Genomic DNA, 22,476 nt, shown 5'->3' with positions numbered 1-22,476 from the left:
GGAGCCGTGTGCTCCCCAGAGGGATGGGCACCCGCGAGGGCCGCAGGGAGTTGGCGAGGGGGCGGACAGGCGCCCCCTGGCCCGTTCAGCGCCGCTTCCGCTCGTTCCGGTCCTGCCACTCCAGCGGGGCGTAGCCCGCGCCGCGGTTGCGGTATGTCCCGTTGCCCTGCTCGGCCCCGTCCTCGCCGCCCAGCCCCTGCGAGGCCGGCGCATAGTTGGCACCCAGGGTGGACTGCCGGTGCTGCATCATCTTCCCGGCATCATCCCAGAGGGACTTGTTCTCCTGGCCACTCGTCTGGGGCGTGCGCGGGTCGATGCTGGAGCCAATCTGGCGGATGGTGCCGTTGTAGCCACGGCCCGCCGTCATCGTCCAGGCAGGGAGCTGCTCCTGGGTCTGGCCGCCCTCCATGTCCTTGAGGGCCGGCGGCTGGTTGCCCCGCTGGCCGAAGGCATTGCCCCGCGACTCCTCGGGCAGCTTGCCACCCGTCTCGGGCAACCCACCGCAGCCCGTGCCCAGCAGCAGCCCCACCGTCACCGCCGCCGCGAACCAACGCTTCGAACTCCCCTCGCGCATGTCACTCCTCCGAAATACCGCAACCGGGTTTCCGTCACCCGAGGGATGGGCACGCCGGGTGTCCGAACCACGGGGCGACTCCAGGACGGCCCGCTCGGCCGCCCGTGCACAGACAGATATAGCTCTAGCGGCGGGCGCGGGCAGCACCCTTCACGGGGGCCTTGCGTGCGGCGGCCTTCTTCGCCGGTGCGGTTTTCTTCATGGCCTTCTTCGCCGGCGCCGCCTTCTTCACCGCCTTGCCACCCGCGGCCTTCTTCTTCGGCGCGGGCGCGGGAGCCCCGGCGGCGCTCGCGGCCGGAGCCGTGCCCTGGCCGCCCAGCGCGGCGAGCACCTCACCCACGTGGCCGTTGACCTTCACCTTCGGCCACACCTGCTTCACCCGTCCATCCGGGCCGATGAGGAAGGTGGCGCGGGTGATGCCGAGGAACTTGCGGCCGTACAGCGACTTCTCGCCCCAGACGCCATAGGCCTCGGCCAGCTTGTGGTCCGTGTCCGCCAGCAGGGGGAAGGGCAGGCTGTACTTCGTCGCGAACTTCTGGTGGCTCGCGGCGCTGTCCATGGACACGCCGAGCACCACCGCGCCGGCGGCGCCGAGCGCCGAGTGCTCGTCGCGGAAGGCACACGCCTCCGTGGTGCAGCCGGGGGTGTTGTCCTTCGGATAGAAGTAGAGGACGACGTTCTTCCCCGCGAACTGGGACAGCGTCACGGAGTTGCCGTCCTGGTCGGGGAGCTGGAAACCGGGGGCCGGGTCACCTGCTTGGGGCATGGGCATGCCCCTTCATCAAGCACAAACCCGGGCGTCACTCAACGTCCAGCGTCGTCACTCCCGCTGCCGCTACCCTGGGTCTCCCCGCCGTGCTCGTGGCCCTGCTCCCCCGGGGGATGGCCATGGGCCTCCAGCCGGGTGAGGTCCGCGCGGCATTGCGCCAGCGCCTGCTGCAGCGGCTCGCGCGCCTTCTCGTCGCGCGCCTGTCCCAGCTTCTGCGCCAGCGCCTCGCACGCGGCGCGTTTGGCGTCCACCGCGTCCGTGCCCGGGCCCGTCGCGCCCGGCGTCGCCAGGGGACGTGGAGGCAGCTCGCTCCGGAGGGCGCGGATGGCCGCCAGCCGCCGCTCCGCCTCGGGCCGGGCCTTCGAGTCGCGGGGCACCGCCTCCAGGGCGGCGATGACGGCGTCCCAGGCGGGGTCCTTCGGCGGCACCTTGCGGTCGATGAGCGCCCGGTACTCCGTCTCGGCGTCCCGGAGTTGCTCGGGGCCCTCGTCGCACCCGGGTGCGACGAGCAGGCAGAGCGTGAGCGGCAGGGCGGCCGCGAACCGTCGGGTGGCAATCCTCATGAAACGTGGGTCCTCCTGTCCTGCTGGCCTCCCGATTGAAGCACGAGTAGGGTGCCGCGTCGTGTCACCCATCCTCCTCGCCTTCCTGGTCGGTGTCTCCCAGGGCCTGCTCCACGCGGTGGGGCCGGACCACTGCGCCGCCATGGCCACGCTCGGCACGCTGGGCGGGGGCCGCAAGCGCGCCGCCATCTCCACGGCCCTGCGCTTCGCCCTGGGCCATGCGGCCATGCTGGGCGGAATCGCCGCCCTCTGCCTCCTGGCCGGCGTGGGCCTGTCGGAGACCTTCGAGCGCTGGGCCGAGGTGTTCGGCGGCACGGTGCTGCTGGCCCTCGCGGCGGCGGCGCTCATCTTCCCCAACAGCCTCTCCCACGGGCACCCGCACCTGCCCGGCCACTCGAAGGAGCCGCACCAGCACGTGCACACGGTGAGCACCGCGGCCGGCGCCTTCATGGCCGTCAGCGGCGTGCGCTCGCTGCTCCTGGCCCTGCCCCCGCTGCTGATGGGCGGCAGCTCGGGCCTGGCCGCGTGGACGTACCTGCCCGGCTTCGCCCTGGGCATCCTCATCGGTATGGGCGCGGTGGGCCTGCTCTTCGCGGAAGGGCTGTCCCGTCTGAACGAGCGCCTCACCGCATGGGTGCACCGCGTGGTGGCGCTGGGGTCGGGCGCGCTCGGCCTGTACTGGATTGGCTCCCGGCTCGCGGGCGGCTGAAGCGGCCCGCGCCCGGGCACGGTGCCGCTCGGCGGCGCGAGAGAGCCGGGTGAGCGGTTGGCTCCAACGTGGTTCCTCTCCCGGCGAGCGGCTCCCTGGAATCGACCGGGATGGCGGCAGGGTGCCCTGTTTCGGTGACTCGGCCTGGACTGCTCCCTGAAAGCCCCGGCCCGGCCCGGGGAAAGCGGAATGGAGGTTCCATTCCAGGTCGGACACCCGGGCAGCACCCTGGTGCCTCGGCCTGGACTCCTCCCTGACGCCCCGTCCCGGCCCCGGGGAAAGTGGAATGGAGGTTCCATTCCACGTTCCGCCTGACGGCCTGGAGACTCGGCCTGGATGCTTCCCGGAAGCCCTCCCAACCAGGGGGAGAGCGGAATGGAGGTTCCATTCCACGTCCCCAGACGGCCTGGAGACTCGGCCTGGAACGCTTCCCGGAAGCCCTCCCCAACCAGGGGGAGGCGGAATGGAGGTTCCATTCCACGTCCGACGACCGGTCGAGCCCGTCGTGGAGAGACGGGGCGCTTCAGATGAACGTGGCCGGAAGGGCTCGCCAGAGCGTGCGTTCCGGTGCCTCCCGCGTGTCACCCACCTCTGGTAGCTTCCAACTCAGGAGGTCTTCATTGGATGTCCCTACCTGAATCGTTGGTGGTGGCGGTGTGGATGGTGCTGGTGGGCACGGTGGCCATGGCGCAGCCCCCGGAGAGCGTCGGGCAGAAGGCGCGGGTCATCCTCTTGAAGGGCGACGAGGCGCCGACTCCCCACGTGCTGCGGATGGCGCCGGACACGACGACGGTGGTCCTGTTCGACTCGCCGGTGGTGCGCGAGTCCGTGGACACCAGGCTCCTGCAGGGGCTGTTCACGCGCGTCCAGGTGAACGAGGAGTTGCTCGTACTCAGGCCCGCGGTGGAGTTCCCGGTGAACCCGGCGCTGCGCCTCGCGGTGCGGTTCGCGGACGGCAAGGCTCCGCGGCAGGTGGAGTTCGTGCTCACCTCACAGCCGGACGCGCCGGACCTGCAGGTGGAGGTGGTACGCGAGGGAAGGTCCGAGGAACAGCTCGTCTCCGAGCTGGCGAGGCTGCGTGGGCTCTGCGCCGCGACGGAGGCCGGGCTGGCCCCGCTGCGCGCCCGGTGCGCCCGGGCGGGGTTGGGCGGCCTCTTCGTCTCCGGGGAGATGGACGCGGACAACGGCGTCCGGGCCCACCGTCCGGAAGCGATGCCCACGGAGATGGGGCTCGAGTGGATGCGGGCCACCCTCTTCCGCACGGGAGCCACGGTGATGGTGGGCGCGGAAGTAAAGAACCCGTCCGGAGGTACGCCATGGCTCGCGGACTCCGCGCGGCTGGTGAGGCTGAACGCGCGGAGCGAGCCGCTGGAGGAGACGCGGCTGCTGCCCGTGGTCATGGAGCCAGAGCGGCTGGCGCCCGGAAGAAGCGCGCGGATAGCGGTGCAGTGGGAAGAGCCATCCCAAACCCACGCCACCTCGGTGCGACTGGAGGTGGTGGACGCGAGCGGCCGGGGCCTGAAATGGGAACGGCTGGAGTTGCAGCCGCCGGTGGTGAACGTCCCCCGTGCGCCGCGTGGCCGGAAGGAGGGCCGCCCATGAAGGGGGCCAGACAGGGTGCCGAAGCGCGGGTGCTCTCACCGCTGGCGCTGCCGGAAGGGACCCAGGTCGGGCGCTGGCGGGTGGAGAACCAGGTGGGCCATGGCGGCTTCGGCACGGTGTACGCGGTAAGAGAGGTGGATGCGCCCACCGGCCCCCTGTACGCGCTGAAGCTGGCGCGGACGCCGGAGGACGCGGGCTTCGGCCGGGAGGCGGAGGCACTGAGGCGGGTGCGGCACCCGGGCGTGGCGCGGTTGGTGGAGGCGGGACGGTGGGAGGCGGAAGCAGCGGGCTACCCGTACCTGGTGCTGGAGTACGTGCACGGCGAGGAGCTGTACCGCTGGGCCCAGCTGCGCAACCCCACCGCGCGCCAGGTGAGCGGGCTGCTCTCTCAGGTGGCCGAGGCGCTGGCGGCCGCTCACGCCCTGGGCGTGATGCACCGCGACTTCAAGGGCGGCAACGTGATGGTCGGCCCGGACGGACGCGTGGTGGTGCTGGACTGGGGGGCGGGCGTCTACCCGGAGGCCGCCGCCCTCACCTGCACCGCGCGCATGCCTCCGGGCACGCCCCTGTATTACAGCCCCCAAGTCATGGCCTGGCGCACGCGTGCGCTGCGGGGCGGGGGCGGGCGCTACCCGTACACGGTGGCGGACGAGGCGTACGCGGTGGGCGTCACCTTCTACCGGCTGCTGGCCGACGAATACCCGCCGCTGCAACTGGGCTGGGGCAAGAGCATCGCGGAGGAGGGGCTGGAGGCGCTGGCGCTCGAACCGCTGGCCCTCCTCAACCCTCGTGTGCCCGAGCCACTGGCGGCGCTCGTCATGCGGTTGCTGGCGTTTCGACCCGAGGCGCGTCCGGCACACCTGGCCACGCTGGCCGCGGAGGTGCGCCGGGCGCTGGAGGGCGCGGGGGAGGCGTGGGACGCGCCCCTCTTCGAATGGTACGCGGGCCCGGGCAGCCACTCGCGCACCACCACCACCGAGGATGGCGCGTGGGGGCCGCTGGCGCCCGGCCACGAAGCAGCCCTGATGCGCGACAGGATGCAGCGACCCGACGTGCGAGCCAACAAGGCCGCCGTGCGCTGGCTGCGGCGGCGCCATCCCCAGGCCATGACGGCGTCAGCAGCGGACATGGTGGTGCGGCCCACCGAAGCACGGGGCCCCATCGAGCCGCGAGAGGCGGTGCCCATGGTGGACGTGGCGACGCGGCCCGCCAAGGTGCACGACCCCGCCGAGGTGCGAGAGGCGGTGGCTGCCGAAGGAGTGATGCCGCCGGAAGCGCCCTCGCCCGAAGCTCCCCGAGTGGCGCAAGCAGCGGTGCCCCAGCCGGCTCGCAACGCGAGGCAAGCCCCTCCCGAGGAGCCCCTGCTGACGAAGCAGGAGGCCCCGGGGGCTGCCCCCACCGTACCGAGACACCGGACGACACGGCGCAGGTTGGAGCTCGTGGCGATGCTGGCAGCGGCGGGACTGGCGGGCGTGCTGGCGCTGGAGCGCATCCGGCTCCAACCCGCGTCCGGCGCAACGGAAGCCGTGAGCCCCGAAGTAGCGCCTGCCCTCGGGCGCCCCCATTCTCCCGACGCCGGGGCGGCCCTTGCTTCACCCCCGCCCCAGGAACCCCCCATGCCCACTCCTTCAGCCCCCCGTCCCTCCGCGACGGGCCTCGTCTCCCCCCTCAAGCGCGGAATCGTGGCCTGCGGCGCCGCGGCCGCCCTGGCCTGCTCCGGCCCCCAGGTGCGCCCCACGCCCGATACCCCCTGCCCCGACGGGGCGCTCGAGGCCATGCGAGAGCTCGGCCTGCAGCAGGGAAGCCAGATCAGCATCTACGTGCGCACGGACAAGCCGGGTGGCGCCAGACCGTTGTTCGTGCACGACGGCGACATCGTCAGCCGAGTCTTCAGCAGTTCCTCACTACCAGACGACACGCTCATCATGGGGCGGCTGTGGACGAAGGGAGAGACGGTCATCGGCCGCTACACGGCGCTGGAGCTGCCCAACGGACGGCGCTACCCTGTCTGCCTCGTGCTGTGCGACGAGGACGGCTGCACCCGTCATCCCGAGTCCACTCTGGAGGCCCCCGCCGTCGGCCACGCCATGTTCTTCAAGGTGGTGGACGTCTTCCCCTGACAACCCGCCGCGTGGACGCCGCGCTACGAGCGCTTGTCCAGGATGCCCAGCGACATCATCGCCACCAGGAAGCCGTAGACGACGTGCTCGGGGCGGTTGGCGAAGGCCAGCAGCTCCGCCACGGTGCGGTTGCCGTCAATCTTCGGCAACAGCTCCGCCTCCCACCGCTCCAGCTCCACCTCGTTGAGCTGGTAGGCCGGGGCCACGGCGGGGATGAGCCGGTCCTCCGGCTGCAGCAGCCGGCGCAGGCGCTCCGGCTTGTAGAGCTTCTTGATGCCGCGGACGATGAGGTTGGCCGGGTGGACGTCCAGCTTGATGGACTCCGAGGAGGCCTTCTCCTTGAAGCTCATCACGTACGTGCCCTCTTCCCACGCGAAGAGGGAGTAGATGACGGCCTTCACCTGCTGGCCCACGTAGTAGAGCCGCTCGGTGTCCTTGAGCAGGCCGCGCTCCACCAGCACGTCGCCGGTGCGGCGGTTCGTCTGCCCGGCCACGGCGGACGCGTCCTGGAGCTGCTCGGGCTTTATCTTCCCCACGCGCACCAGGAACTGGCCGAAGCGGTCCGCCAGCAGGTTGGAGAGGGCGAACACCGGGGTGCCCTTCTCGAAGTAGACGACCTTCTTCACCTTGCCCTTCTGCACGCCCAGCTCACCCGTCTCGCGAGACAGGTAGAAGGCGGTGAGCAGCGACGGCAGGTTGTCCTTCAGCTCGCCACGGCGGCTGCCCGGAGCCCCCGCGCCCACGGGCAGCGGGTCCGGCGGCCGGCCCGGGGTGGGCGGGCGCACCTGGGTGGCCGGCACCTTCTGCATGGGGCTGGCGGTGAGGTTGGCGCCGCGGATTTCCGCCGTGATGTTGCCGCCGCCCGTCACCTTGATGCGGCCGGTCAGCTCCATGGCGTCCTGCGGGCCCTCGTCCTCCACGTCGATGTCCAGCTCCACCTCGAAGGCGTCCTGGAGCGAGGCGGCCGGGGCCGCCTTCTTCTCCGGGGGGAGGACCTTGGTCATCGCCTCCAGGAGCTTCTGGGCCTCGAAGGGCTTCTCGAAGTAGCCGGCGGCCTGGTACTTGGCGCGCGCCTCCACGGCGTGCTTGCCGCCCTTGAAGACGCCGGTGATGAAGAGGAGCGGGAGCTGGGGGTTGTCCTTCCGCAGCGCGTCCGCGAGGTGGTACCCCATCATGTCCGGCAGGAGGATGTCGAGCACGGCCGCCGCGGGGGGATTGGCCCGGGCCACGTCGACGGCCTGCTTGCCGCGATTGGCGCCGACGACCTCGTAGCCCGCCTCCTCGAAGAGCTGCGTGAGGAGGGACAAGAGCTCCTGGTTGTCATCGACCACGAGGATTCGGGGTGCCATCGCGGGGCGTACCGTACCAGATGCCGGGTAAAGGGTCAGACATTCTGGCCCCGGTTCCGTGGAGGATGCATCCGTGCCGCCGGGCGGTTAGGGTGGCTGCTCCGTGATGTCCTCCACCCGTCACCCCCTGCGCTCCCGTCTGGTGGGCCTGCTGGCCTGCCTCCCCCTCCTGCTGCCCGCCACGTCCCTCGCCCAGTCGGATGCCGACGCAGGGGCGGATGGCGGTCTGCCCATCGACCTGCCGGATGCCTCGGCGGGCGAGGGCGGCGCGGACCGGGACAACGAGGAAGGGGAGGACGGCACCGGCCGGGTGCACACCGTCTGCCGCAGCACCCGGGACTGCTCGCCCCGCTTCACCTGTCAGGATGGGACGTGCCGCTACACGGGTGTGCGGGAGGCGAAGACGACGGGCTGCCTGCTCGGCCCCGAGGCGGCGCTGCTGCTGGTGGGGTTGGCCGCGGTGGCCGCGCCCCGGCGGAAGAAGCGGTAGGGATTCGCGCATGAGGCTGGGGCTCAAGGCGGACAACCTGCTGGAGCGCGTGGCGGACTGGTTCAACCTGGCCCCCCAGCCGCTGGCGCACGCCTTCTTCGGGATGATGGCCTCACGCACGCTGATGGCGGGCGTGCGGCTGGGAGTGTACGCGGCCCTCGCGGAGGGCGCGGCCCCGGCCGAGGCACTGGCGGAGCGGCTGAAGCTGTCACCCGAGGGCACCCGCACCCTGCTGGAGGCGCTGGTGGCGTGCGAGGCGGTGGAGCGCCAGCGCGACGGGCGCTACCGGCTGGCCCCCCGGGCGAAGCGCTGGCTGGACCCGCGCTCGCCGAAGTACGTGGGCGCCTTCCTGGAGTTCAACTACACGCAGTGGGACTGGTGGACGGGGCTGGAGGGCGTGGTCCGCTCCGGGCAGGCGGTGGACATCCACCACTTCGCCCCGGGGGACCCGCGCTGGCGCGACTACATCCACGCCATGCACCAGCTCGCGCGGCTGGCGGCCCCGGAGGTGGCGGCGGCCATCCCCCTGCCCCGCGGAGCGAAGAGCCTGCTGGATTTGGGCGGCGCCCACGGCTGGTTCGCCGCGGAGCTGTGCCTGCGCCACCGGGGGCTGAAGGCCACGGTGCTGGACCTCGAGGGCAGCGCCCGGGTGGGCCGGGACATCATCACCTCGGCCGGGCTGAGCCACCTCGTCACCCACCGCGAGGGCGACATCCTCACGGCCGAGCTGGGGGGCCCGTATGACGCGGTACTGCTCTTCCAGGTGATGCACCACCTGTCCCCCGCGCAGAACGTGGCCCTGCTGCGGCGGGTGCGCGGCGCGCTGGGCTCCAAGGGGACGCTGGCCGTGCTGGAGTACCTGCGCGAGGACATCGAGGCCCCGGCCAGCTCGGCGCCGCTGATCGGCCTGCACTACTTCCTGACGTCCGGCGCGGCGGCCTACACGCCCGCGGAGGTGGAGGGCTTCCTGGACGACGCGGGTTTCCGAATCGAGCAGACCCGCCCCATCCGCCACCTCCCCCTCCAGACGCTCCTGCTGGCCCGGCCGGACTGAGCGCGGCCCCCTGGCCGGACAGAGTGTCTCCTGGGCGGCGAGGCCGTCACACCCGGGGGCGGCCCGTCCCATGCCCGGCCATGCTGCGCTAGCCTGTCACTTCTTCCGATGCTTCCTGAAAAACCGCTTCCAGCCGACCCACCGGACGTGCCGCTCGCCGTCGACCTCGACGGGACGCTGGTGCGCACGGACACGCTGCATGAGAGCCTGCTGGTCCTCTTCAAGCAGGCGCCGTGGCTGCTCCTGCTGGTGCCGCTGTGGGTGCTGAAGGGGAAGGCCTTCTTCAAGGCGGAGGTGGCGCGGCGGGCGGCGCTGGACGCCTCGCTCCTGCCGTACAACGAGGAGCTGCTGGCCTGGCTGAAGGAGGAGAAGGCGCGGGGACGCCGGCTGGTGCTGGCCACCGCGGCGGACCGGCGCATCGCCGACGGCGTGGCCGCCCACCTGGGACTCTTCTCGGACGTGTTCGCGAGCGACGGCACGGTGAACCTGTCCGGAGCGCGCAAGCTGGCGCGGCTGAAGGAGTCGCTGGGCACCTTCGACTATGCGGGCAATGACGCGGTGGACGTGCCGCTGTGGCGCGAGTCCCGGCAGGTGGTGGTGGTGCATGCACCGGCCGGCGTGCTGAAGCAGGCGCATGGGCTGGGCCGCCAGGTGCACCGCGTCTTCGAGCGCCCCCGCGTGGGCCCTCGTGTCTGGGTGAAGGCGCTGCGCGTGCACCAGTGGGCGAAGAACGCGCTCGTCTTCGTCCCGCTGCTGGCCGCGCACAAGGCGACGCGGCCGGACATGCTGCTGCACGCGGTGCTCGGCTTCACCGCCTTCAGCCTGTGCGCCTCCAGCGTGTACGTGCTGAATGACTTGCTGGACCTGGACTCGGACCGGCGGCACCCGACGAAGTGCAAGCGCCCCTTCGCGGCGTGCGCGCTGCCGGTGAGCACGGGCGTGGTGCTGGCGCCCGCGCTGCTGCTGGCCGGAGCGGCGGTGTGCCTGCTGCTGCCGCCCGCGTTCGCCGCGCTGCTGGCCACGTACTACGCGCTGACGCTGGCGTACTCGCTGCGGCTGAAGCAGGTGGTGATGCTGGACGTGCTGGTGCTCGCGGGCCTCTACACGGTGCGCATCTTCGGCGGCTCGCTGGCGGTGGGCGTGCCCACGTCGAGCTGGCTGATGATGTTCAGCATGTTCCTCTTCCTGTCGCTGGCGCTGGTGAAGCGGCTCTCCGAGGTGCGGCGGCTGCGGCTGTCCAACGAGACGTCGGCGCACGGGCGCGGCTACCTGGCGCAGGACTACGAGCAGCTCGCCAGCCTGGGCGCCGCCGCCGGACAGGTGTCCGTGCTGGTGCTGGCGCTCTACATCACCTCCAAGGAGGTGACGGCGCTGTATGCCCACCCGGAGCGGCTGTGGTTGCTGTGCCCGGTGATGTTGTACTGGGTGGGGCGGGTATGGGTGCTGGCGCACCGCGGGCTGGTGAACGAGGACCCGCTCGTCTTCGCCCTGAGGGACCGGGTGAGCTACGCGGTGGGGCTGGTGTCGGCCTTGGTGCTATGGGCCGCGAAGTGAGAGGACTCGCGCGATGAAGTCACTGGAGTCCTGGGGGCGCTACCCCCGAGTCGAGCAGCGCACGCACTCGCTGGTGTGGCGCACGGACGCGCTGCCCCGCGAGGGCACGCCGCTGCTGCCGCATGGCCTGGGCCGCAGCTATGGCGACTCGTGCCTCAACGCGGGCGGCACGCTGCTGCTGACGGCGGGGTTGGACAGGTTCATCTCCTTCGACCCGGCCACGGGCGTGGTGCGCTGCGAGGCGGGCGTCACGCTGGACATGATTCTGCGGCTGGCGGCGCCGCGCGGCTGGTTCCTGCCGGTGACGCCGGGCACCAAGTTCGTGACGGTGGGCGGCGCCATCGCCAACGACGTGCACGGGAAGAACCACCACCGCGGGGGCACCTTCGGCCGGTACGTGCGGAGATTCGAGCTGGCGCGCTCGGACGGCAGCCGCCGGGTGTGCGCGCCGGACGAGAACCCGGACTGGTACGGCGCGACGATTGGCGGCCTGGGGCTCACCGGGCTCGTCACCTGGGCGGAGGTGCAGCTCAAGCCCATCAGCAACCCGTACGTGCTGCAGGAGACGGTGCCCTTCGGGAACCTGGACGAGTTCCTCGTGGTGGCCCGCGAGTCCGAGGCGGACTACGAGTTCACCATGGCCTGGGTGGACTGCCTGGCCCGGGGGAAGAAGGTGGGCCGCGGCCTCCTCTACCGGGGCAACTTCGCGCCGCCGCAATTCGATGGGCTGCCGTTGGCGAAGAGCCACCTGTCGCACGGCGTGGGGCTGGCGGTGCCCATGGACATGCCGTCCTTCTGCCTCAACCGGCTGTCGGTGTCCGCGTTCAACTGGCTCTACTACCACCGGCAGAACGGCAAGCCGAAGCAGCGGCTGACGCACTACGACCCGTTCTTCTACCCGCTGGATGCCATCTACGGGTGGAACCGCATCTACGGGAAGCGCGGCTTCCTCCAGTTCCAGTGCGTGGTGCCCTACGCCACCGCGCGCGACGCGCTGAAGGAGATTCTGGAGCGCAGCTCGCGCGGCGGGCTGCCCAGCTTCCTGTCCGTGCTGAAGACGTTCGGCGACATTCCGTCTCCGGGGTGGATGTCCTTCCCGCGCCAGGGCGTGACGCTGGCCATGGACTTCGCCAACCGGGGCGAGAAGACGTGGAAGCTGGTGGAGGAACTGGACCGGCTGACGCGCGAGGCGGGCGGCGCGGTGTACCCGGCGAAGGACGCGCGGATGAGCCCGGAGAGCTTCGCGGCGTACTTCCCGCGCCGTGCCGAGTTCGCGCGCTACATCGACCCGGCCTTCTCGTCGTCCTTCTGGCGGCGGGTGAACCCGGTGGCCCTGCCCTTCTCCCTGGAGCCGGAGCGCGGCGTGGCCGCGTCACGGCCCCAGTCCCTGCTTGCGATTCGCTGACCTCTCCTCGAGATTGCCCACCCCATGAAGAAAGTGCTCGTCCTCGGCGCCACCAGCGCCATTGCCCAGGCGACGGTGCGGCTCCTGGCCGCGCGCGGGGCCTCGCTCTACCTCGTCGGCCGCAACGCGGCGAACCTGGACGCGGTGACGAAGGATGCCGCCACGCGCGGCGCGGCGAAGGTGGAGTCGCGGGCGGTGGACCTGAACGACTTCAACGCGCACGAGGCGCTGGTGGACGCGGCGTACGCGGCGCTGGGCGGGCTGGACGGGGTGGTGCTGGCGCACGGCGTGCTCGGTGACCAGGCCGAGGCGCAGAAGTCCTGGGCCGCGACGGAGGCGGTGCTGCGCACCAACTTCCTGAGCGCGGTGTCGCTGCTCACGGTGCTGGCCAACCGCTTCGAGGCGCAGAAGGCCGGGACGATGGTCGTGATTTCGTCCGTGGCCGGAGACCGCGGGCGGCAGAGCAACTACGTGTACGGCGCGTCGAAGGGCGCGCTGAACGTGTTCCTCCAGGGGCTGCGCAACCGGCTGGCGAAGTCCGGAGTCGCCGTCGTCACCGTGAAGCCCGGCTTCGTGGACACGCCGATGACGGCGCACCTGCCGAAGAACAAGCTGTTCGCCTCGCCGGAGAAGGTGGCCCGCGGACTGCTGCGTGCCGCGGATGCGCGGAAGAACGAGGTCTACGTGCCCGGCATCTGGGCGCTCATCATGCTCATCATCCGCACCATTCCGGAGGGGATGTTCAAGCGGATGAAGCTGTAGCCCCCGGGCCATAGGGCGCCGCTTGTCAGCCGAGGCTGATATGCCCACACTTCGAGCATGGCCTACGGCGCGCGAAAGCAGGAGGGTCCCGCAACCCTTGCCGACCTCGAGGCCCTGCCGGAGGGCGTGGTGGGCGAGATCATCGAGGGGACGCTGTATACGCATGTCCGTCCAGGAGACGGGCACATCTATTTCGGGCTGCGGCTCTTCGGTGAGCTGGATGGCCCCTTCCAGCTCGGGGCCAAGGGGCCAGGAGGCTGGTGGCTCAGGGTCGAGCCCGGCGTGCAGGTCGAGGGCTCGCCGGAGTTCATCCCGGACCTCGCCGGGTGGCGGCGCGAGCGGGTCCCCGAGCCGCCCGAGGGACGCTGGACGACCGCCCCGGATTGGGTGTGTGAGGTCCTCTCGCCCTCGACGAGCGGCTATGACCGGCGCATCAAACGCCCCTTCTACGCGCGCATCGGCGTGCAGCACCTGTGGTTCGTCGACCTGGAGGAACGGACGCTCACCGTCGATATGCTGGTGAACGGACTCTGGACGGAGACGGGCGTCTACGGCGAGGAGGACACGCTCATCCGCGTGGCCCCGTTCGAGGACGTGGAGCTCCGGCTGGGCTGGCTCTGGCAGTCCGTCGGGCACAGGCGCTGAGGCCAGGGCAGGTCCAAGGAAGACTCTTCCGCGCACTGAAGAAGGTGGGCGACTCCAAGCACCTGCTCATCAACTGCGGCTTCAACTGGATTCAGGAGTACCCCTTCAACCGGTGAGCCGGCGTCCCGCACTCACTCGTGGCGCGTAGGGATTCGCACGAGGCAGGGCACCGCCTGGCTGTGCCTGGGCCATGGCGGTGCATCGGAGAAGGCGCGAACGGGGCGCCCCTCGATGTCGGTCTCGACGTGCTCCGCGCCAGGCGCAAGCGTGCCGGAGCCCCGCGGCGCCAGCACCGCCGCCGACTCCCGCATGCGCATGAGGTACAGCTACTCCACCGTCCAGATACCCCATCCCCTCCTTCCCGCCGTGGGGTGACGCTCCGCTGAAAAGAGCACTCCTCCCGCGGCAGGGTGGCTACCCCAGGAGGCTGACATGGCGGGGAGGCTGGGGCCCCCCACCGGCGAGGACCCGGCGGGTCACTCGGAATGGACGCTCCATTCCGCGCATGGCGGCCCGGAGCAGGTGACAAGGCGGGGAGGTAGGGCCGAGGAGCGGTGAGGGCTGCGCAGGCCACGCGGAATGGAAGTTCCATTCCGGGCATGGGGCCCGGGCGGGGGAGCTGACAAGGTGGAGAGGGGGCCATGGGAGGTGCGTGCCTGGCGGGCCATGCGGAACGGACGCTCCATTCCGCGCATGGCGGCCCAGGGAAATGGCATGGCGAGAAGTCGTGGCATGGGAGACAGGACCTGGGGCTTCGCGGGTCCTCGGTCTCCCGGCACTCCGAACATGCGAGTTACCGCTGCGGCCAACGCGTGGCCGAGGCGGCTCCATGGCAGGACTCATCCGCGTCCTGAATCAGTCCAGCGGGGGCACGTCGCGCCCCTCGCCGAAGCCCAGGGCCCAGAAGCGCGGGCGTTCCTTCTCTCGCGCCAGCAGCCGCAGCAGCAGGTACTTCGCCTCGTCCTGGCCATCCAGGGCCAGCTCGAAGGTGCCGTAGTGCATGGCCACCGACGTGGCCGAGCGCAGCACCTTGTGCGCCTGGAGCGCCTCCCTCGGCCCCATGTGCACGGGACGGAAGGCCTTGGGACGGTAGGCGCCAATGGGCAGCACCGACAGCCGCATGGGCCCGAAGCGCTCGGCCATCATCGCGAACTGCGGGCCGAAGCCCGTGTCCCCCGCGAAGAGAACCGGCCCTCCCGAGGTGGACAGGACGTAGCCCGCCCACAGCGCGGCGGACACGTCCGTGAGCCCCCGGTTGGAGCGGTGCTGCGCCGGCACGGCCGTCACCGTCTGTCCCGGCGCCACCTCGGTGGACTGCCACCAGTCCAGCTCCTCCACCCGTCCGAAGCCCTCGCCGTCCAGCAGCGCCCTGTTGCCCAGCCCGACGATGAAGCGCGGCTGGTGCGCCGCCTCCAGCCGGCGCAGCGTGGGCAGGTCCATGTGGTCATAATGGTTGTGGCTCACCACCACCACGTCGATGGGCGGCAGGTCCTCGAAGCGGATGCCCGGCGGGCGCACGCGGCGGGGACCCACGAAGGACAGCGGGCTCGGCCGGTCCGAGTAGATGGGGTCCGTCAGCACGTTCAGCCCGTCCGCCTGGAGCAGCACCGTGGCGTGGTTGATGAACGTCACCCGGAGCTGCCCCGGCCCCACCCGCTCCGGCGGCGGCTTGCCCGGCGGATGCTCCTCGTACTCGCGCCAGACGCCCCGAGGCTCGGTGCGGAGCGCGTCCAGCACGTCGCTCGGAGTGAGCCGGCGGACCGGCACCAGGTTCTCGAACTGCTCGCCGTCGAAGTGGTCCGTCACCGGGCCCTGGTGGCGCGTGCCCGCGAAGAGACAGCCACCCAGCCACGGCGCGCACAGCAGGAGGAACAGGCGAAGGCGCTTCGTCGTCAGCACGTGCCGCATGGGTACGACGCTCCAGGGAAGTCGACGTGGGAAGCCCCGGCCGGCCCCGACCACGGAGGCCACGGGCGCAGCGTAGTCGCTCCAAGTAGTCGCTCCAATGAAGGGATGGAGCCCCGCGGAGGGTCAGCGCGCCCAGAGGGAGGACAGGTCCATGGGGAGCACCTCGAAGGGCTCGGCGTGCACCTTGTCGTTCCCGGTGTGCGTGCCCAGCAGGAGCCACCGGCCATTCTCCAGCCGGTAGACCTCCAGCATCTGGACGCGCGGGTCCACGAGCCACAGGTGCTTCACGCCTTCCCGGGCGTACACAGCCATCTTCCGGGCCCGGTCGAGCGTCTCCGTCGAAGGGGAGAGCACCTCGCAGAGCCAGTCGGGCGCGAGCTCCACGCCGACGACGTCGGGAAGCTCGGGCATCCGCTCACGCCGCCAGCCCGCGAGGCCGGGAACCAGGACGTCGCGGCCCAGATGCAGCTCGGGCTCAATCATGAGCACCCAGCCCCCAGGACCTTCCTGCCCCGGCTCCTCATCGAAGGGCATCAGTCGCTTGAAGAGCCGCCCTGCTGCCCGGCCATGGACCACGCGCGGCCGGGGGCTCACGTACAGCTCCCCCGCGATGATTTCGCCGACGACGTTCGGAGGGAGGCGCTCCAGTTCCTCGTACGCGTCTTCCGGTGGTCGTGGCTTGTCGCTCATGTCCCCAGAATGCGGCCCCACGTGCCCCCTCGCAAGCCGCCCCTCTCCCTGCACCAGGATGTTCTCGCTCATGTGTCCAGCATGCACCATACCCCTGACATCCTCAGCAGCGCTTGCAATCCAGCAGGTTGTCAACGAAGCTGCTCCTCACGACTGACCGAACACCGTGCGCATGCTCAGGGAGGAGCCCGGCACTGGAACTCTTCAGTCTCCCTGCCTGATGGCGGCGGTCGTGGCTGGGAGCGCTCGTTCCGGACTAAAAGACAGCTCACCCCGTCTGGTCTCTGGAGACGAACATGAATGCGCGGCTGTTCCTGGTGATGTCCGTGTGGATTTGCGCGGCCTGTGGTGCTGGAAGGAACAACACCCGGGATGTCGCGGGTGACTACAGCCTTTCGGAGAGGCCCGGGAGCGGGCTGATTGTCGTCTCCACCCGGCTCACCACGGATTGCGAGCAAGGGGAGACCCCTCCGGTCGCCTTCCACTACGAGGACGACTCATACGCGCACAAGAGAACGGGAGTGATTCCCGTGAACGACCCGTTCCGCAAGCATGACCTCCAGGAGCCGCCCGGGTACCTCTCCATCAGGGAGGTCCATGCCGGCGCCCACCGCATCGACCAGCTCCCTCCCCTGGCAACCCAGCTGTACGCCCCCTTCGAGGTCGAGGCGGGAAAGGTCGTCTACCTCGGTGAACTGCACGTCCGTGTCTCCAACTGCGGTTCCCCCCCCGCCAAGGTCGCCGTCCAGGTCACCGATCAATGGGAGCGGGATGGAGAGCTCTTCCACCAGCGGATGAAGAACCTCCGCTCGGAAGACGTGGTCAAGAGGCTGCTCACCGAGTTCACGCTGGAGCGCACTCAAACCAGACATCACTGAGGAGTCATGGCTGGCGCTCGCCGGCTCAGGCCACCACCGCGTGGAGGATGCGCTCGAAGAGCCAGGGCGCCTTCCCCAGCAGGCGCACCACGGGGCGGCGCAGCCTGGGACGGCGCGCCAGCATGAGGAGGGCTTGCGTCGTCCAGGCGTACTTGCGGAACACGCGCTGGAAGCACGCCTCGTAGGGGCGCAAGGCCTCATGCGTGGCGCCCTTCACCAGCGCGTCCGGCAACAGCATGCCCAGGGACTCCGCGCACGCGAAGGCCAGGGACAGCCCCTCTCCCGTCAGCGCGTCCACGTAGCCCGCCGCGTCTCCCACCAGCGCGAAGCGGTCCGCCACGCGGGCCCTCGCCACTCGCGCCAGGGGCCCGGCGCCTCGCACCTGGGAGTCCGGCTCCATGCCCGCGAGCCGCTCCGCGAGGCGGGGAAAGCGCGCCAGCAGCGTGTCGAAGCCCACGCGCCCCTCCACCACGCCGTCCTCCCAGAGAAAGGCGAGGCCCACGCGCCGCGCTCCCGCCGGCGTGACGTACGCCTCCACTCCGTCCGCGAAGTGCACCTCCACGTACGGCGTCCACGGCGCCACCTGAAAGTGCCGCCGCAGCCCGAAGCGCCTCGGGCCGGCGAACTCCACGTCCAGGCCCTCCGCGCGCCGCAGCGGCGAGCCCAGCCCGTCCGCCGCCACCAGCATCCTCGCCTCCACCGGGCCGTCCGCCGTCTCCAGCATCACCGCGTCAGGGCTGCGCCGGTGTGACAGCACCTGGGTGCGCTCGCGCAACTCCACGCCGACCTCGCGCGCCCTCGCCACCAGCGCGGAGGACAAGGCCACGCGCCGCACGCCGAGCCCTCCGGGCGCCGGTAGCAGGCCCTCCGCCGTGGTGCCGTCCTCCTGCACGTAGCGGATGCCCACGAAGGGCGCGCTCTCCTTGCGGTCCAGGTGGGGCAGCGCGCCCAGCCGGTCCAACGCGGCCAGGCCCGAGGGCATCAGTCCCTCACCACAGGCCTTGTCGGCGGGCACCGCCGCCCGCTCCAGCACCACCGTGTTCAGCCCGCGCGACGTGGCGGTGATGGCCACCGCCAGCCCCGCGGGCCCTCCGCCCACCACGGCGACGTCGTACCGTTTCACGGGGCGCGCTCCGCCCGCACCGCGACCGGCGCGTGCTCCGCCTGCTCCTCGGCGGCATCCACCGCGCGCCGGCTCGCTCGGCGCACTCCCCCCTCGCCATGACACATGCCCACGCAACGCCTGGCGCGGCGCGCTCCCATCTCGTCGCGGCTCGTGCTCACGCAACGCCTGGCGCGGCGCGCTCCCACCTCGTCGCGGCTCGTGCTCACGCAACGCCTCACGCGGCGCGCTCCCACCTCGTCGCGGCTCGTGCCCACGCAACGCCCTCGTCGCGGCTCGTGCTCACGCAACGCCTCACGCGGCGCGCTCCCACCTCGTCGCGGCTCGTGCCCACGCAACGCCTCACGCGGCGCGCTCCCATCTCGTCGCGGCTCGTGCTCACGCAACGCCTCACGCGGCGCGCTCCCACCTCGTCGCGGCTCGTGCCCACGCAACGCCGCACGCGACGCACGCCACCTTCTCCGTCACGCTCACGAGTCGTGCTCCGCCCTCGCCATGGCCAGTGCGCTCTTCGCCATCTCCACCGCCATGCCCACCATGCCCACCTTCTTTGGCGGCGTCAGCTCTCCTGCCAGGTAGCGCCGCAGCGCCTCGGACCGGCGCAGCTTGCCGCTCGACGTGCGCGGCAGCGTTCCGGGCTCCAGCAGCCTCACCGTGTGCGGCCGCACGCCCGTGGCCTCCACCACCGCCGCGCGAATCCGCTCCTCCACCGCTTCATCGCCGCCCTCCCCCGCCCGCTCCGCGAGGATGAGCAGCGCCTCGTCCTGGCCACCCTCGGGCGTGAAGCCCAGCGCCACCGCGCAGCCCGTACGCACGCCCTCCACCGCCTGGAGCGGCTCCTCGAACGCCTGCGGCGCGTGGTTGGCCCCCCGGATGATGACCACGTCCTTGGCCCGCCCCGTGAGGTACAGCTCCCCCTCCGCGAGGAAGCCCAGGTCTCCCGTGTCCAGCCACCCGTCGGCCGACAGCGCCCTCCCGGTCGCATCCACGTCTCCGAAGTAGCCCGACATCAGCGACGGCCCCCTCGCGAAGACGCGCCCCACCCTCCGCTCCGGCAGCGCCACGCCGTCCGCATCGCGCACCTCCACCTCGAAGCCCGCCACCGGCGCGCCCACGCTCACCAGCTCCCGCTTCCCCTCCTCCGCCCGCCCCTCCTTCGCCAGCACCCCGGCATCCACGCTCAGCGAGCGCGGGCCCCGGCCCTCCGGCGGGAAGGTGACGGCCAGCGACGCCTCGGACAGCCCGTACACCGGGCGCAGCGCCCGCGCGGAGAAGCCCCAGCGCTCGAAGCGCTGGGCGAACCGGCGCAGCGTGTCCATGGACACCGGCTCCGCCCCATTCAGCGCGTGCTTCCAGGACGACAGGTCCACCCCTTCCAGCTCCGCGTCCTTCACCCGCTTCAGGCACAGCCCGTACGCGAAGTTGGGCGCGGGAGAGATGAAGCCCCGGTGCCGCGACAGCGCCCGCAGCCACAGCGCCGGCCGAGCCAGGAAGGCCTCCGGCGGAATCAGCACCAGGTTGCCCGGGTAGTACAGCGCCGACAGCACGCAGCCGATGAGCCCCATGTCGTGGTACAGCGGCAGCCAGCTCACGCCCACCCGCGACGAGTCCGGCCGCAGCGGCATGGCCTCCTCCAGCGCCGCCACCTGCGACATCAGCGCCCCGTGCGTCAGCGCCACCGGCTTCGGGTCCACCGTGGAGCCGGACGAGAACTGGATGAGCCCCAGCGCCTCCGGGCGCACCGGCACCTCCCGCTCCTCCTCTCCTCGCGACACCTCGTCCACCGTGTGGCAGCCCAGGCGCGGCCGGGCGCGCTCCACGCTCGGCCCCAGCAGCAGCCGCACCCGCGAGTCCGTCAGCACCACCACGGCCCCCGTCACCTGGAGCATCCGCGCCGTGGCCCGGTGGTACTCGTCCAGACGCCCCAGCCGCACCGGCGGGTACAGCGGCACCGGCACCGCCCCCGCCAGCAGCGCCCCGAAGTACGCGTCCATGAAGCCCGGCGACGTGGGCAGCAACAGCGCCACCCGGTCCCCCTCCCTCACGCCCAGCCGCGCCAGCCCCGCCGCCGTGCGCCTCGCGCGGCGGTGCACCTCCGTCCACGGCAGCGCCACCTCGCGCTCCGCCGCGTCCACGAAGGTGAGGACATGGGACGTGTCGCGCGCCGTCGCCGCGAGCGCCGCGTTCACCGTCGGGTGCTTCAGCGCGGGCAGTTCCGGCCCCCTCACGGGCGCACCTCCGGAGTCCGGGGCGCCGCGGCCCGCTGCGCCACCAGCCGCGCCAGGTCCTCCACCGTCCGCACGCCCTGCGCATCCTCCTCCGACAGGCGGATGCGGAAGCGGTTCTCCAGCCCCACCGCCAGCACCGTCAGCCCCAGGCTGTCGAGCTGCAAGTCCTTCAGGAGGTCGTGCCGCGGCTCCACCGTGCCGCTCCACTCCAGCTCGTCCGCGGCGATGCGGCGGATTTCCGCCAACACCTCCAGTTCCGACTCAGTCACGGGGCACCTCCGGGATGAAGCGGGGACGGTGGGCGAAGGCACGCGCGTATGCGTCGCCGAGCGCCGCCTCCTCCGCGCGAATCCGCACGAAGAGCAGCGCCGCGTTGCCCACCGAGAAGAAGAGTGCCGTCCGCCACGCGCCGTGGATGAGCGGCACACACGCCAATTCCAGCACCACGGCCACGTAGTTGGGGTGGCGCAGGAAGCGATAGGGCCCGCCCGTCACCGGCGGCAGCCCTGGCACCACGATGATGCGGGAGTTCCACCGCTCCCCCAGCGTGGCGATGGCCCAGTACCTCAAGCCCTGCGCCGCCACCGCCCCGCCCAGCGCCGCCCAGCCCCAGCCGCCCGGAAACGCGGGCCGGTGGACGAGCACCTCCGCCACGCTCGCCACCAGGAACAGCGTGTGGAAGACCACCATGAAGCGGTAGTGCGCCTGCCCCGTCTCCACGCCGCCCCGCGCGAAGGCGCGCTCCGCGTTGCGCTTGGACAGCACCAGCTCCACCAGCCGCTCCACCACCAGCAGCGCCATGAAGCCCAGGAAGAGGCTCTGGGTGGAGGTCACCATCGCAGCAGCACCATCTCCGCGCAGAAGCCCGGGCCCAGGGCCATCATCACGCCCCAGTCCCCCGGGCGTGGCTCGGGCCCCTCCAGCGTCTCGCCCAGCACGAAGAGCACCGATGCGGAGGAGAGGTTGCCCACCTCGCGCAGCGAGCGCCACGAGCGCTCCAGCGAGGCCGCCTCCAGCTCCAGCGCCTCCTCGAAGGCCTTCAGCACCTTGGGCCCGCCGGTGTGCGCCACCCAGTGCCTCACGTCCCCGCGCGCCAGCCCGTGCTCCCCGAGGAAGCGGTCCACGTTGCCGCGGATGTGCTCGCGCACCATGTTCGGCACCTTCGCGGACAGCACCACCTTGAAGCCCGTGTCCACCACGTCCCAGCCCATGACACGCTCGGTGTCCGGGTAGAACACCGAGCGCGAGGCCACCACCCGCGGCCCCCTCGCCCCCGGTGCCTCGCCGCCCCGCAACACCGCGCAGGCCGAGCCGTCTCCGAAGAGGCCGGAGGCGATGATGTTGGGGATGGACAGGTCCTCGCGCTGCAGCGTCAGCGAGCACAGCTCCGTGGCGATGACGAGCGCCGTGTGCGTGGGGAAGGCCCGCAGGTAGTCCGCCGCCCGCGCCAGCCCCGACACGCCCGCCACGCACCCCAGGCCGAACAGGGGCGTGCGCTTGAAGTCCTCCCGGAAGCGCACGCGGTTGGCCACCCGCGCCTCGATGCTCGGCGTGGCGACGCCCGTCACCGTGACGAAGAAGACGTGGTCCACGTCCGCCGGGGTGAGCTCCGCCTTGTCCAGCGCCTGGCGCACCACCGTCTCGCTCAGCTCGGTGGCCGCGCGAATCCACGCGTCGTTGCGCTGCTGGAAGCCGACCAGCGCCCGGTAGTCGTCGATGGGCAGCGCGAGGTGGCGCCCCCCCACCTGGACGGCGCGGTGCAGGTCCTCCAGCCGCTCCACGTTGAAGTGGCGCGTGGCCCACAGCTCGCGGAAGGCCGCGATGAGCTGCTCCTGCGAGACGTAGTGTGGCGGTAGGGCACGACCTACGGCGCGGATGAAGGGCGAGCTGTCCGGGCCTGATGCGCTGCTGGGCATGAAGTTCTCGGGTCTTCGCGAAGGTCGGGGACCAGGATTAACCGACGGCCGGGCCCGATGCGATATGCGCCGCACCCCACTTGAACGCCCCCGGACTCGGCCCGGACGCCAGTGTTACACGGTGGACGCGCTTCCCG

21 protein-coding genes are annotated in these 22,476 nt (G+C 71.5%); 10 read left to right on the top strand and 11 right to left on the bottom strand.

The genetic code is table 11. The annotated features are described in order from the left end of the window. Window positions 1-85: 85 nt before the first annotated feature. From K8638_RS06515 to K8638_RS06505, 3 genes are all read right to left on the bottom strand, one after another. Window positions 86-574, bottom strand: a complete 489-nt coding sequence (locus K8638_RS06515; protein ID WP_223753545.1) for a hypothetical protein — start codon at window positions 572-574, stop codon at window positions 86-88. A gap of 124 nt (window positions 575-698) precedes the next feature. Beyond that, window positions 699-1,340 carry a thioredoxin-dependent thiol peroxidase gene (gene bcp, locus K8638_RS06510; RefSeq protein ID WP_223753544.1) on the bottom strand — a complete coding sequence of 214 codons (642 nt, stop codon included), beginning with the start codon at window positions 1,338-1,340 and terminating at the stop codon, window positions 699-701. Between the two features lie 38 nt (window positions 1,341-1,378). Beyond that, window positions 1,379-1,906 carry a hypothetical protein gene (locus tag K8638_RS06505; RefSeq protein ID WP_223753543.1) on the bottom strand — a complete coding sequence of 176 codons (528 nt, stop codon included), beginning with the start codon at window positions 1,904-1,906 and terminating at the stop codon, window positions 1,379-1,381. 61 nt (window positions 1,907-1,967) lie between these two features. Here K8638_RS06505 and K8638_RS06500 point away from each other — a divergent pair, with 61 nt between their 5' ends. The 3 genes from K8638_RS06500 to K8638_RS06490 all read left to right on the top strand — a co-directional run bounded on the left by K8638_RS06500 (window position 1,968) and on the right by K8638_RS06490 (window position 6,337). Next, a complete protein-coding gene (locus K8638_RS06500; protein ID WP_223753542.1) occupies window positions 1,968-2,615 on the top strand; it encodes a hypothetical protein in 648 nt (215 codons plus the stop codon). 624 nt (window positions 2,616-3,239) lie between these two features. Continuing rightward, complete coding sequence (locus tag K8638_RS06495; RefSeq protein ID WP_223753541.1) at window positions 3,240-4,217, top strand: DUF2381 family protein; 978 nt, start codon at window positions 3,240-3,242, stop codon at window positions 4,215-4,217. Beyond that, on the top strand, window positions 4,214-6,337 hold the full coding sequence (locus tag K8638_RS06490; RefSeq protein ID WP_223753540.1) for a serine/threonine-protein kinase: 2,124 nt from the start codon (window positions 4,214-4,216) through the stop codon (window positions 6,335-6,337). Before K8638_RS06495 ends, K8638_RS06490 begins: the two co-directional genes overlap by 4 nt. A 23-nt stretch (window positions 6,338-6,360) precedes the next feature. Here K8638_RS06490 and K8638_RS06485 read toward each other — a convergent pair whose 3' ends face one another. After that, window positions 6,361-7,686: a response regulator gene (locus K8638_RS06485; protein ID WP_223753539.1), complete on the bottom strand. Its 1,326-nt coding sequence runs from the start codon at window positions 7,684-7,686 to the stop codon at window positions 6,361-6,363. 106 nt (window positions 7,687-7,792) lie between these two features. Between K8638_RS06485 and K8638_RS06480 the strand changes: the two genes are divergently transcribed. From K8638_RS06480 to K8638_RS06455, 6 genes are all read left to right on the top strand, one after another. Next, the gene (locus tag K8638_RS06480; protein WP_223753538.1) at window positions 7,793-8,176 is read left to right on the top strand and encodes an MXAN_6627.5 family MYXO-CTERM protein; all 384 of its coding nucleotides are present in this window, start codon (window positions 7,793-7,795) and stop codon (window positions 8,174-8,176) included. A 10-nt stretch (window positions 8,177-8,186) separates the two neighbouring features. Then, entirely contained in the window at window positions 8,187-9,230 is a 1,044-nt protein-coding gene (locus tag K8638_RS06475; RefSeq protein ID WP_223753537.1) for a methyltransferase, read from the top strand. A gap of 108 nt (window positions 9,231-9,338) precedes the next feature. After that, complete coding sequence (locus tag K8638_RS06470; RefSeq protein WP_223753536.1) at window positions 9,339-10,784, top strand: UbiA family prenyltransferase; 1,446 nt, start codon at window positions 9,339-9,341, stop codon at window positions 10,782-10,784. A gap of 13 nt (window positions 10,785-10,797) precedes the next feature. After that, entirely contained in the window at window positions 10,798-12,189 is a 1,392-nt protein-coding gene (locus K8638_RS06465) for an FAD-binding oxidoreductase (RefSeq protein ID WP_223753535.1), read from the top strand. Between the two features lie 24 nt (window positions 12,190-12,213). After that, complete coding sequence (locus K8638_RS06460) at window positions 12,214-12,951, top strand: SDR family oxidoreductase (protein WP_223753534.1); 738 nt, start codon at window positions 12,214-12,216, stop codon at window positions 12,949-12,951. Window positions 12,952-13,080: 129 nt separating this feature from the next. After that, on the top strand, window positions 13,081-13,596 hold the full coding sequence (locus K8638_RS06455; protein WP_370643926.1) for a Uma2 family endonuclease: 516 nt from the start codon (window positions 13,081-13,083) through the stop codon (window positions 13,594-13,596). Window positions 13,597-14,451: 855 nt separating this feature from the next. On the opposite strand, the gene K8638_RS06450 is transcribed toward K8638_RS06455, so the two are convergent. Beyond that, the gene (locus K8638_RS06450; protein WP_223753532.1) at window positions 14,452-15,504 is read right to left on the bottom strand and encodes an MBL fold metallo-hydrolase; all 1,053 of its coding nucleotides are present in this window, start codon (window positions 15,502-15,504) and stop codon (window positions 14,452-14,454) included. A 123-nt stretch (window positions 15,505-15,627) separates the two neighbouring features. Continuing rightward, a complete protein-coding gene (locus tag K8638_RS06445) occupies window positions 15,628-16,194 on the bottom strand; it encodes a Uma2 family endonuclease (protein ID WP_223753767.1) in 567 nt (188 codons plus the stop codon). A 296-nt stretch (window positions 16,195-16,490) separates the two neighbouring features. Here K8638_RS06445 and K8638_RS06440 point away from each other — a divergent pair, with 296 nt between their 5' ends. Further along, window positions 16,491-17,072, top strand: coding sequence for a hypothetical protein (locus K8638_RS06440; RefSeq protein WP_223753531.1), 582 nt, complete (start codon window positions 16,491-16,493; stop codon window positions 17,070-17,072). A 25-nt stretch (window positions 17,073-17,097) separates the two neighbouring features. Here the strand turns inward: K8638_RS06440 and K8638_RS06435 are convergent, their stop codons facing one another. The 5 genes from K8638_RS06435 to K8638_RS06415 all read right to left on the bottom strand — a co-directional run bounded on the left by K8638_RS06435 (window position 17,098) and on the right by K8638_RS06415 (window position 22,339). Beyond that, the gene (locus K8638_RS06435) at window positions 17,098-18,195 is read right to left on the bottom strand and encodes an NAD(P)/FAD-dependent oxidoreductase (RefSeq protein ID WP_223753530.1); all 1,098 of its coding nucleotides are present in this window, start codon (window positions 18,193-18,195) and stop codon (window positions 17,098-17,100) included. A 470-nt stretch (window positions 18,196-18,665) separates the two neighbouring features. Continuing rightward, complete coding sequence (locus K8638_RS06430; RefSeq protein ID WP_223753529.1) at window positions 18,666-20,423, bottom strand: fatty acyl-AMP ligase; 1,758 nt, start codon at window positions 20,421-20,423, stop codon at window positions 18,666-18,668. Beyond that, window positions 20,420-20,692: an acyl carrier protein gene (locus K8638_RS06425; RefSeq protein ID WP_223753528.1), complete on the bottom strand. Its 273-nt coding sequence runs from the start codon at window positions 20,690-20,692 to the stop codon at window positions 20,420-20,422. Before K8638_RS06425 ends, K8638_RS06430 begins: the two co-directional genes overlap by 4 nt. After that, entirely contained in the window at window positions 20,685-21,260 is a 576-nt protein-coding gene (locus K8638_RS06420; RefSeq protein ID WP_223753527.1) for an isoprenylcysteine carboxyl methyltransferase family protein, read from the bottom strand. Before K8638_RS06420 ends, K8638_RS06425 begins: the two co-directional genes overlap by 8 nt. Continuing rightward, the gene (locus tag K8638_RS06415) at window positions 21,254-22,339 is read right to left on the bottom strand and encodes a type III polyketide synthase (RefSeq protein WP_223753526.1); all 1,086 of its coding nucleotides are present in this window, start codon (window positions 22,337-22,339) and stop codon (window positions 21,254-21,256) included. Before K8638_RS06415 ends, K8638_RS06420 begins: the two co-directional genes overlap by 7 nt. Window positions 22,340-22,476 lie beyond the last annotated feature (137 nt).

It is taken from the genome of Myxococcus sp. RHSTA-1-4, from assembly GCF_020037125.1.
GTDB lineage: Bacteria > Myxococcota > Myxococcia > Myxococcales > Myxococcaceae > Myxococcus.
Note: the sequence above shows the minus strand (reverse complement) of the source record. Positions and strands in the feature narration are given on the sequence as shown.

Excerpts from the sequence above, each read along its gene's own strand:
- K8638_RS06515 (WP_223753545.1), bottom strand. The coding sequence starts at position 574 with ATGCGCGAGGGGAGTTCGAAGCGTTGGTTCGCGGCGGCGGTGACGGTG.
- bcp (WP_223753544.1), bottom strand. The coding sequence starts at position 1,340 with ATGCCCCAAGCAGGTGACCCGGCCCCCGGTTTCCAGCTCCCCGACCAG.
- K8638_RS06505 (WP_223753543.1), bottom strand. The coding sequence starts at position 1,906 with ATGAGGATTGCCACCCGACGGTTCGCGGCCGCCCTGCCGCTCACGCTC.
- K8638_RS06495 (WP_223753541.1), top strand. The coding sequence starts at position 3,240 with ATGTCCCTACCTGAATCGTTGGTGGTGGCGGTGTGGATGGTGCTGGTG.
- K8638_RS06490 (WP_223753540.1), top strand. The coding sequence starts at position 4,214 with ATGAAGGGGGCCAGACAGGGTGCCGAAGCGCGGGTGCTCTCACCGCTG.
- K8638_RS06485 (WP_223753539.1), bottom strand. The coding sequence starts at position 7,686 with ATGGCACCCCGAATCCTCGTGGTCGATGACAACCAGGAGCTCTTGTCC.
- K8638_RS06480 (WP_223753538.1), top strand. The coding sequence starts at position 7,793 with ATGTCCTCCACCCGTCACCCCCTGCGCTCCCGTCTGGTGGGCCTGCTG.
- K8638_RS06475 (WP_223753537.1), top strand. The coding sequence starts at position 8,187 with ATGAGGCTGGGGCTCAAGGCGGACAACCTGCTGGAGCGCGTGGCGGAC.
- K8638_RS06470 (WP_223753536.1), top strand. The coding sequence starts at position 9,339 with ATGCTTCCTGAAAAACCGCTTCCAGCCGACCCACCGGACGTGCCGCTC.
- K8638_RS06465 (WP_223753535.1), top strand. The coding sequence starts at position 10,798 with ATGAAGTCACTGGAGTCCTGGGGGCGCTACCCCCGAGTCGAGCAGCGC.
- K8638_RS06460 (WP_223753534.1), top strand. The coding sequence starts at position 12,214 with ATGAAGAAAGTGCTCGTCCTCGGCGCCACCAGCGCCATTGCCCAGGCG.
- K8638_RS06450 (WP_223753532.1), bottom strand. The coding sequence starts at position 15,504 with ATGCGGCACGTGCTGACGACGAAGCGCCTTCGCCTGTTCCTCCTGCTG.
- K8638_RS06445 (WP_223753767.1), bottom strand. The coding sequence starts at position 16,194 with ATGAGCGACAAGCCACGACCACCGGAAGACGCGTACGAGGAACTGGAG.
- K8638_RS06440 (WP_223753531.1), top strand. The coding sequence starts at position 16,491 with ATGAATGCGCGGCTGTTCCTGGTGATGTCCGTGTGGATTTGCGCGGCC.
- K8638_RS06420 (WP_223753527.1), bottom strand. The coding sequence starts at position 21,260 with ATGGTGACCTCCACCCAGAGCCTCTTCCTGGGCTTCATGGCGCTGCTG.
- K8638_RS06415 (WP_223753526.1), bottom strand. The coding sequence starts at position 22,339 with ATGCCCAGCAGCGCATCAGGCCCGGACAGCTCGCCCTTCATCCGCGCC.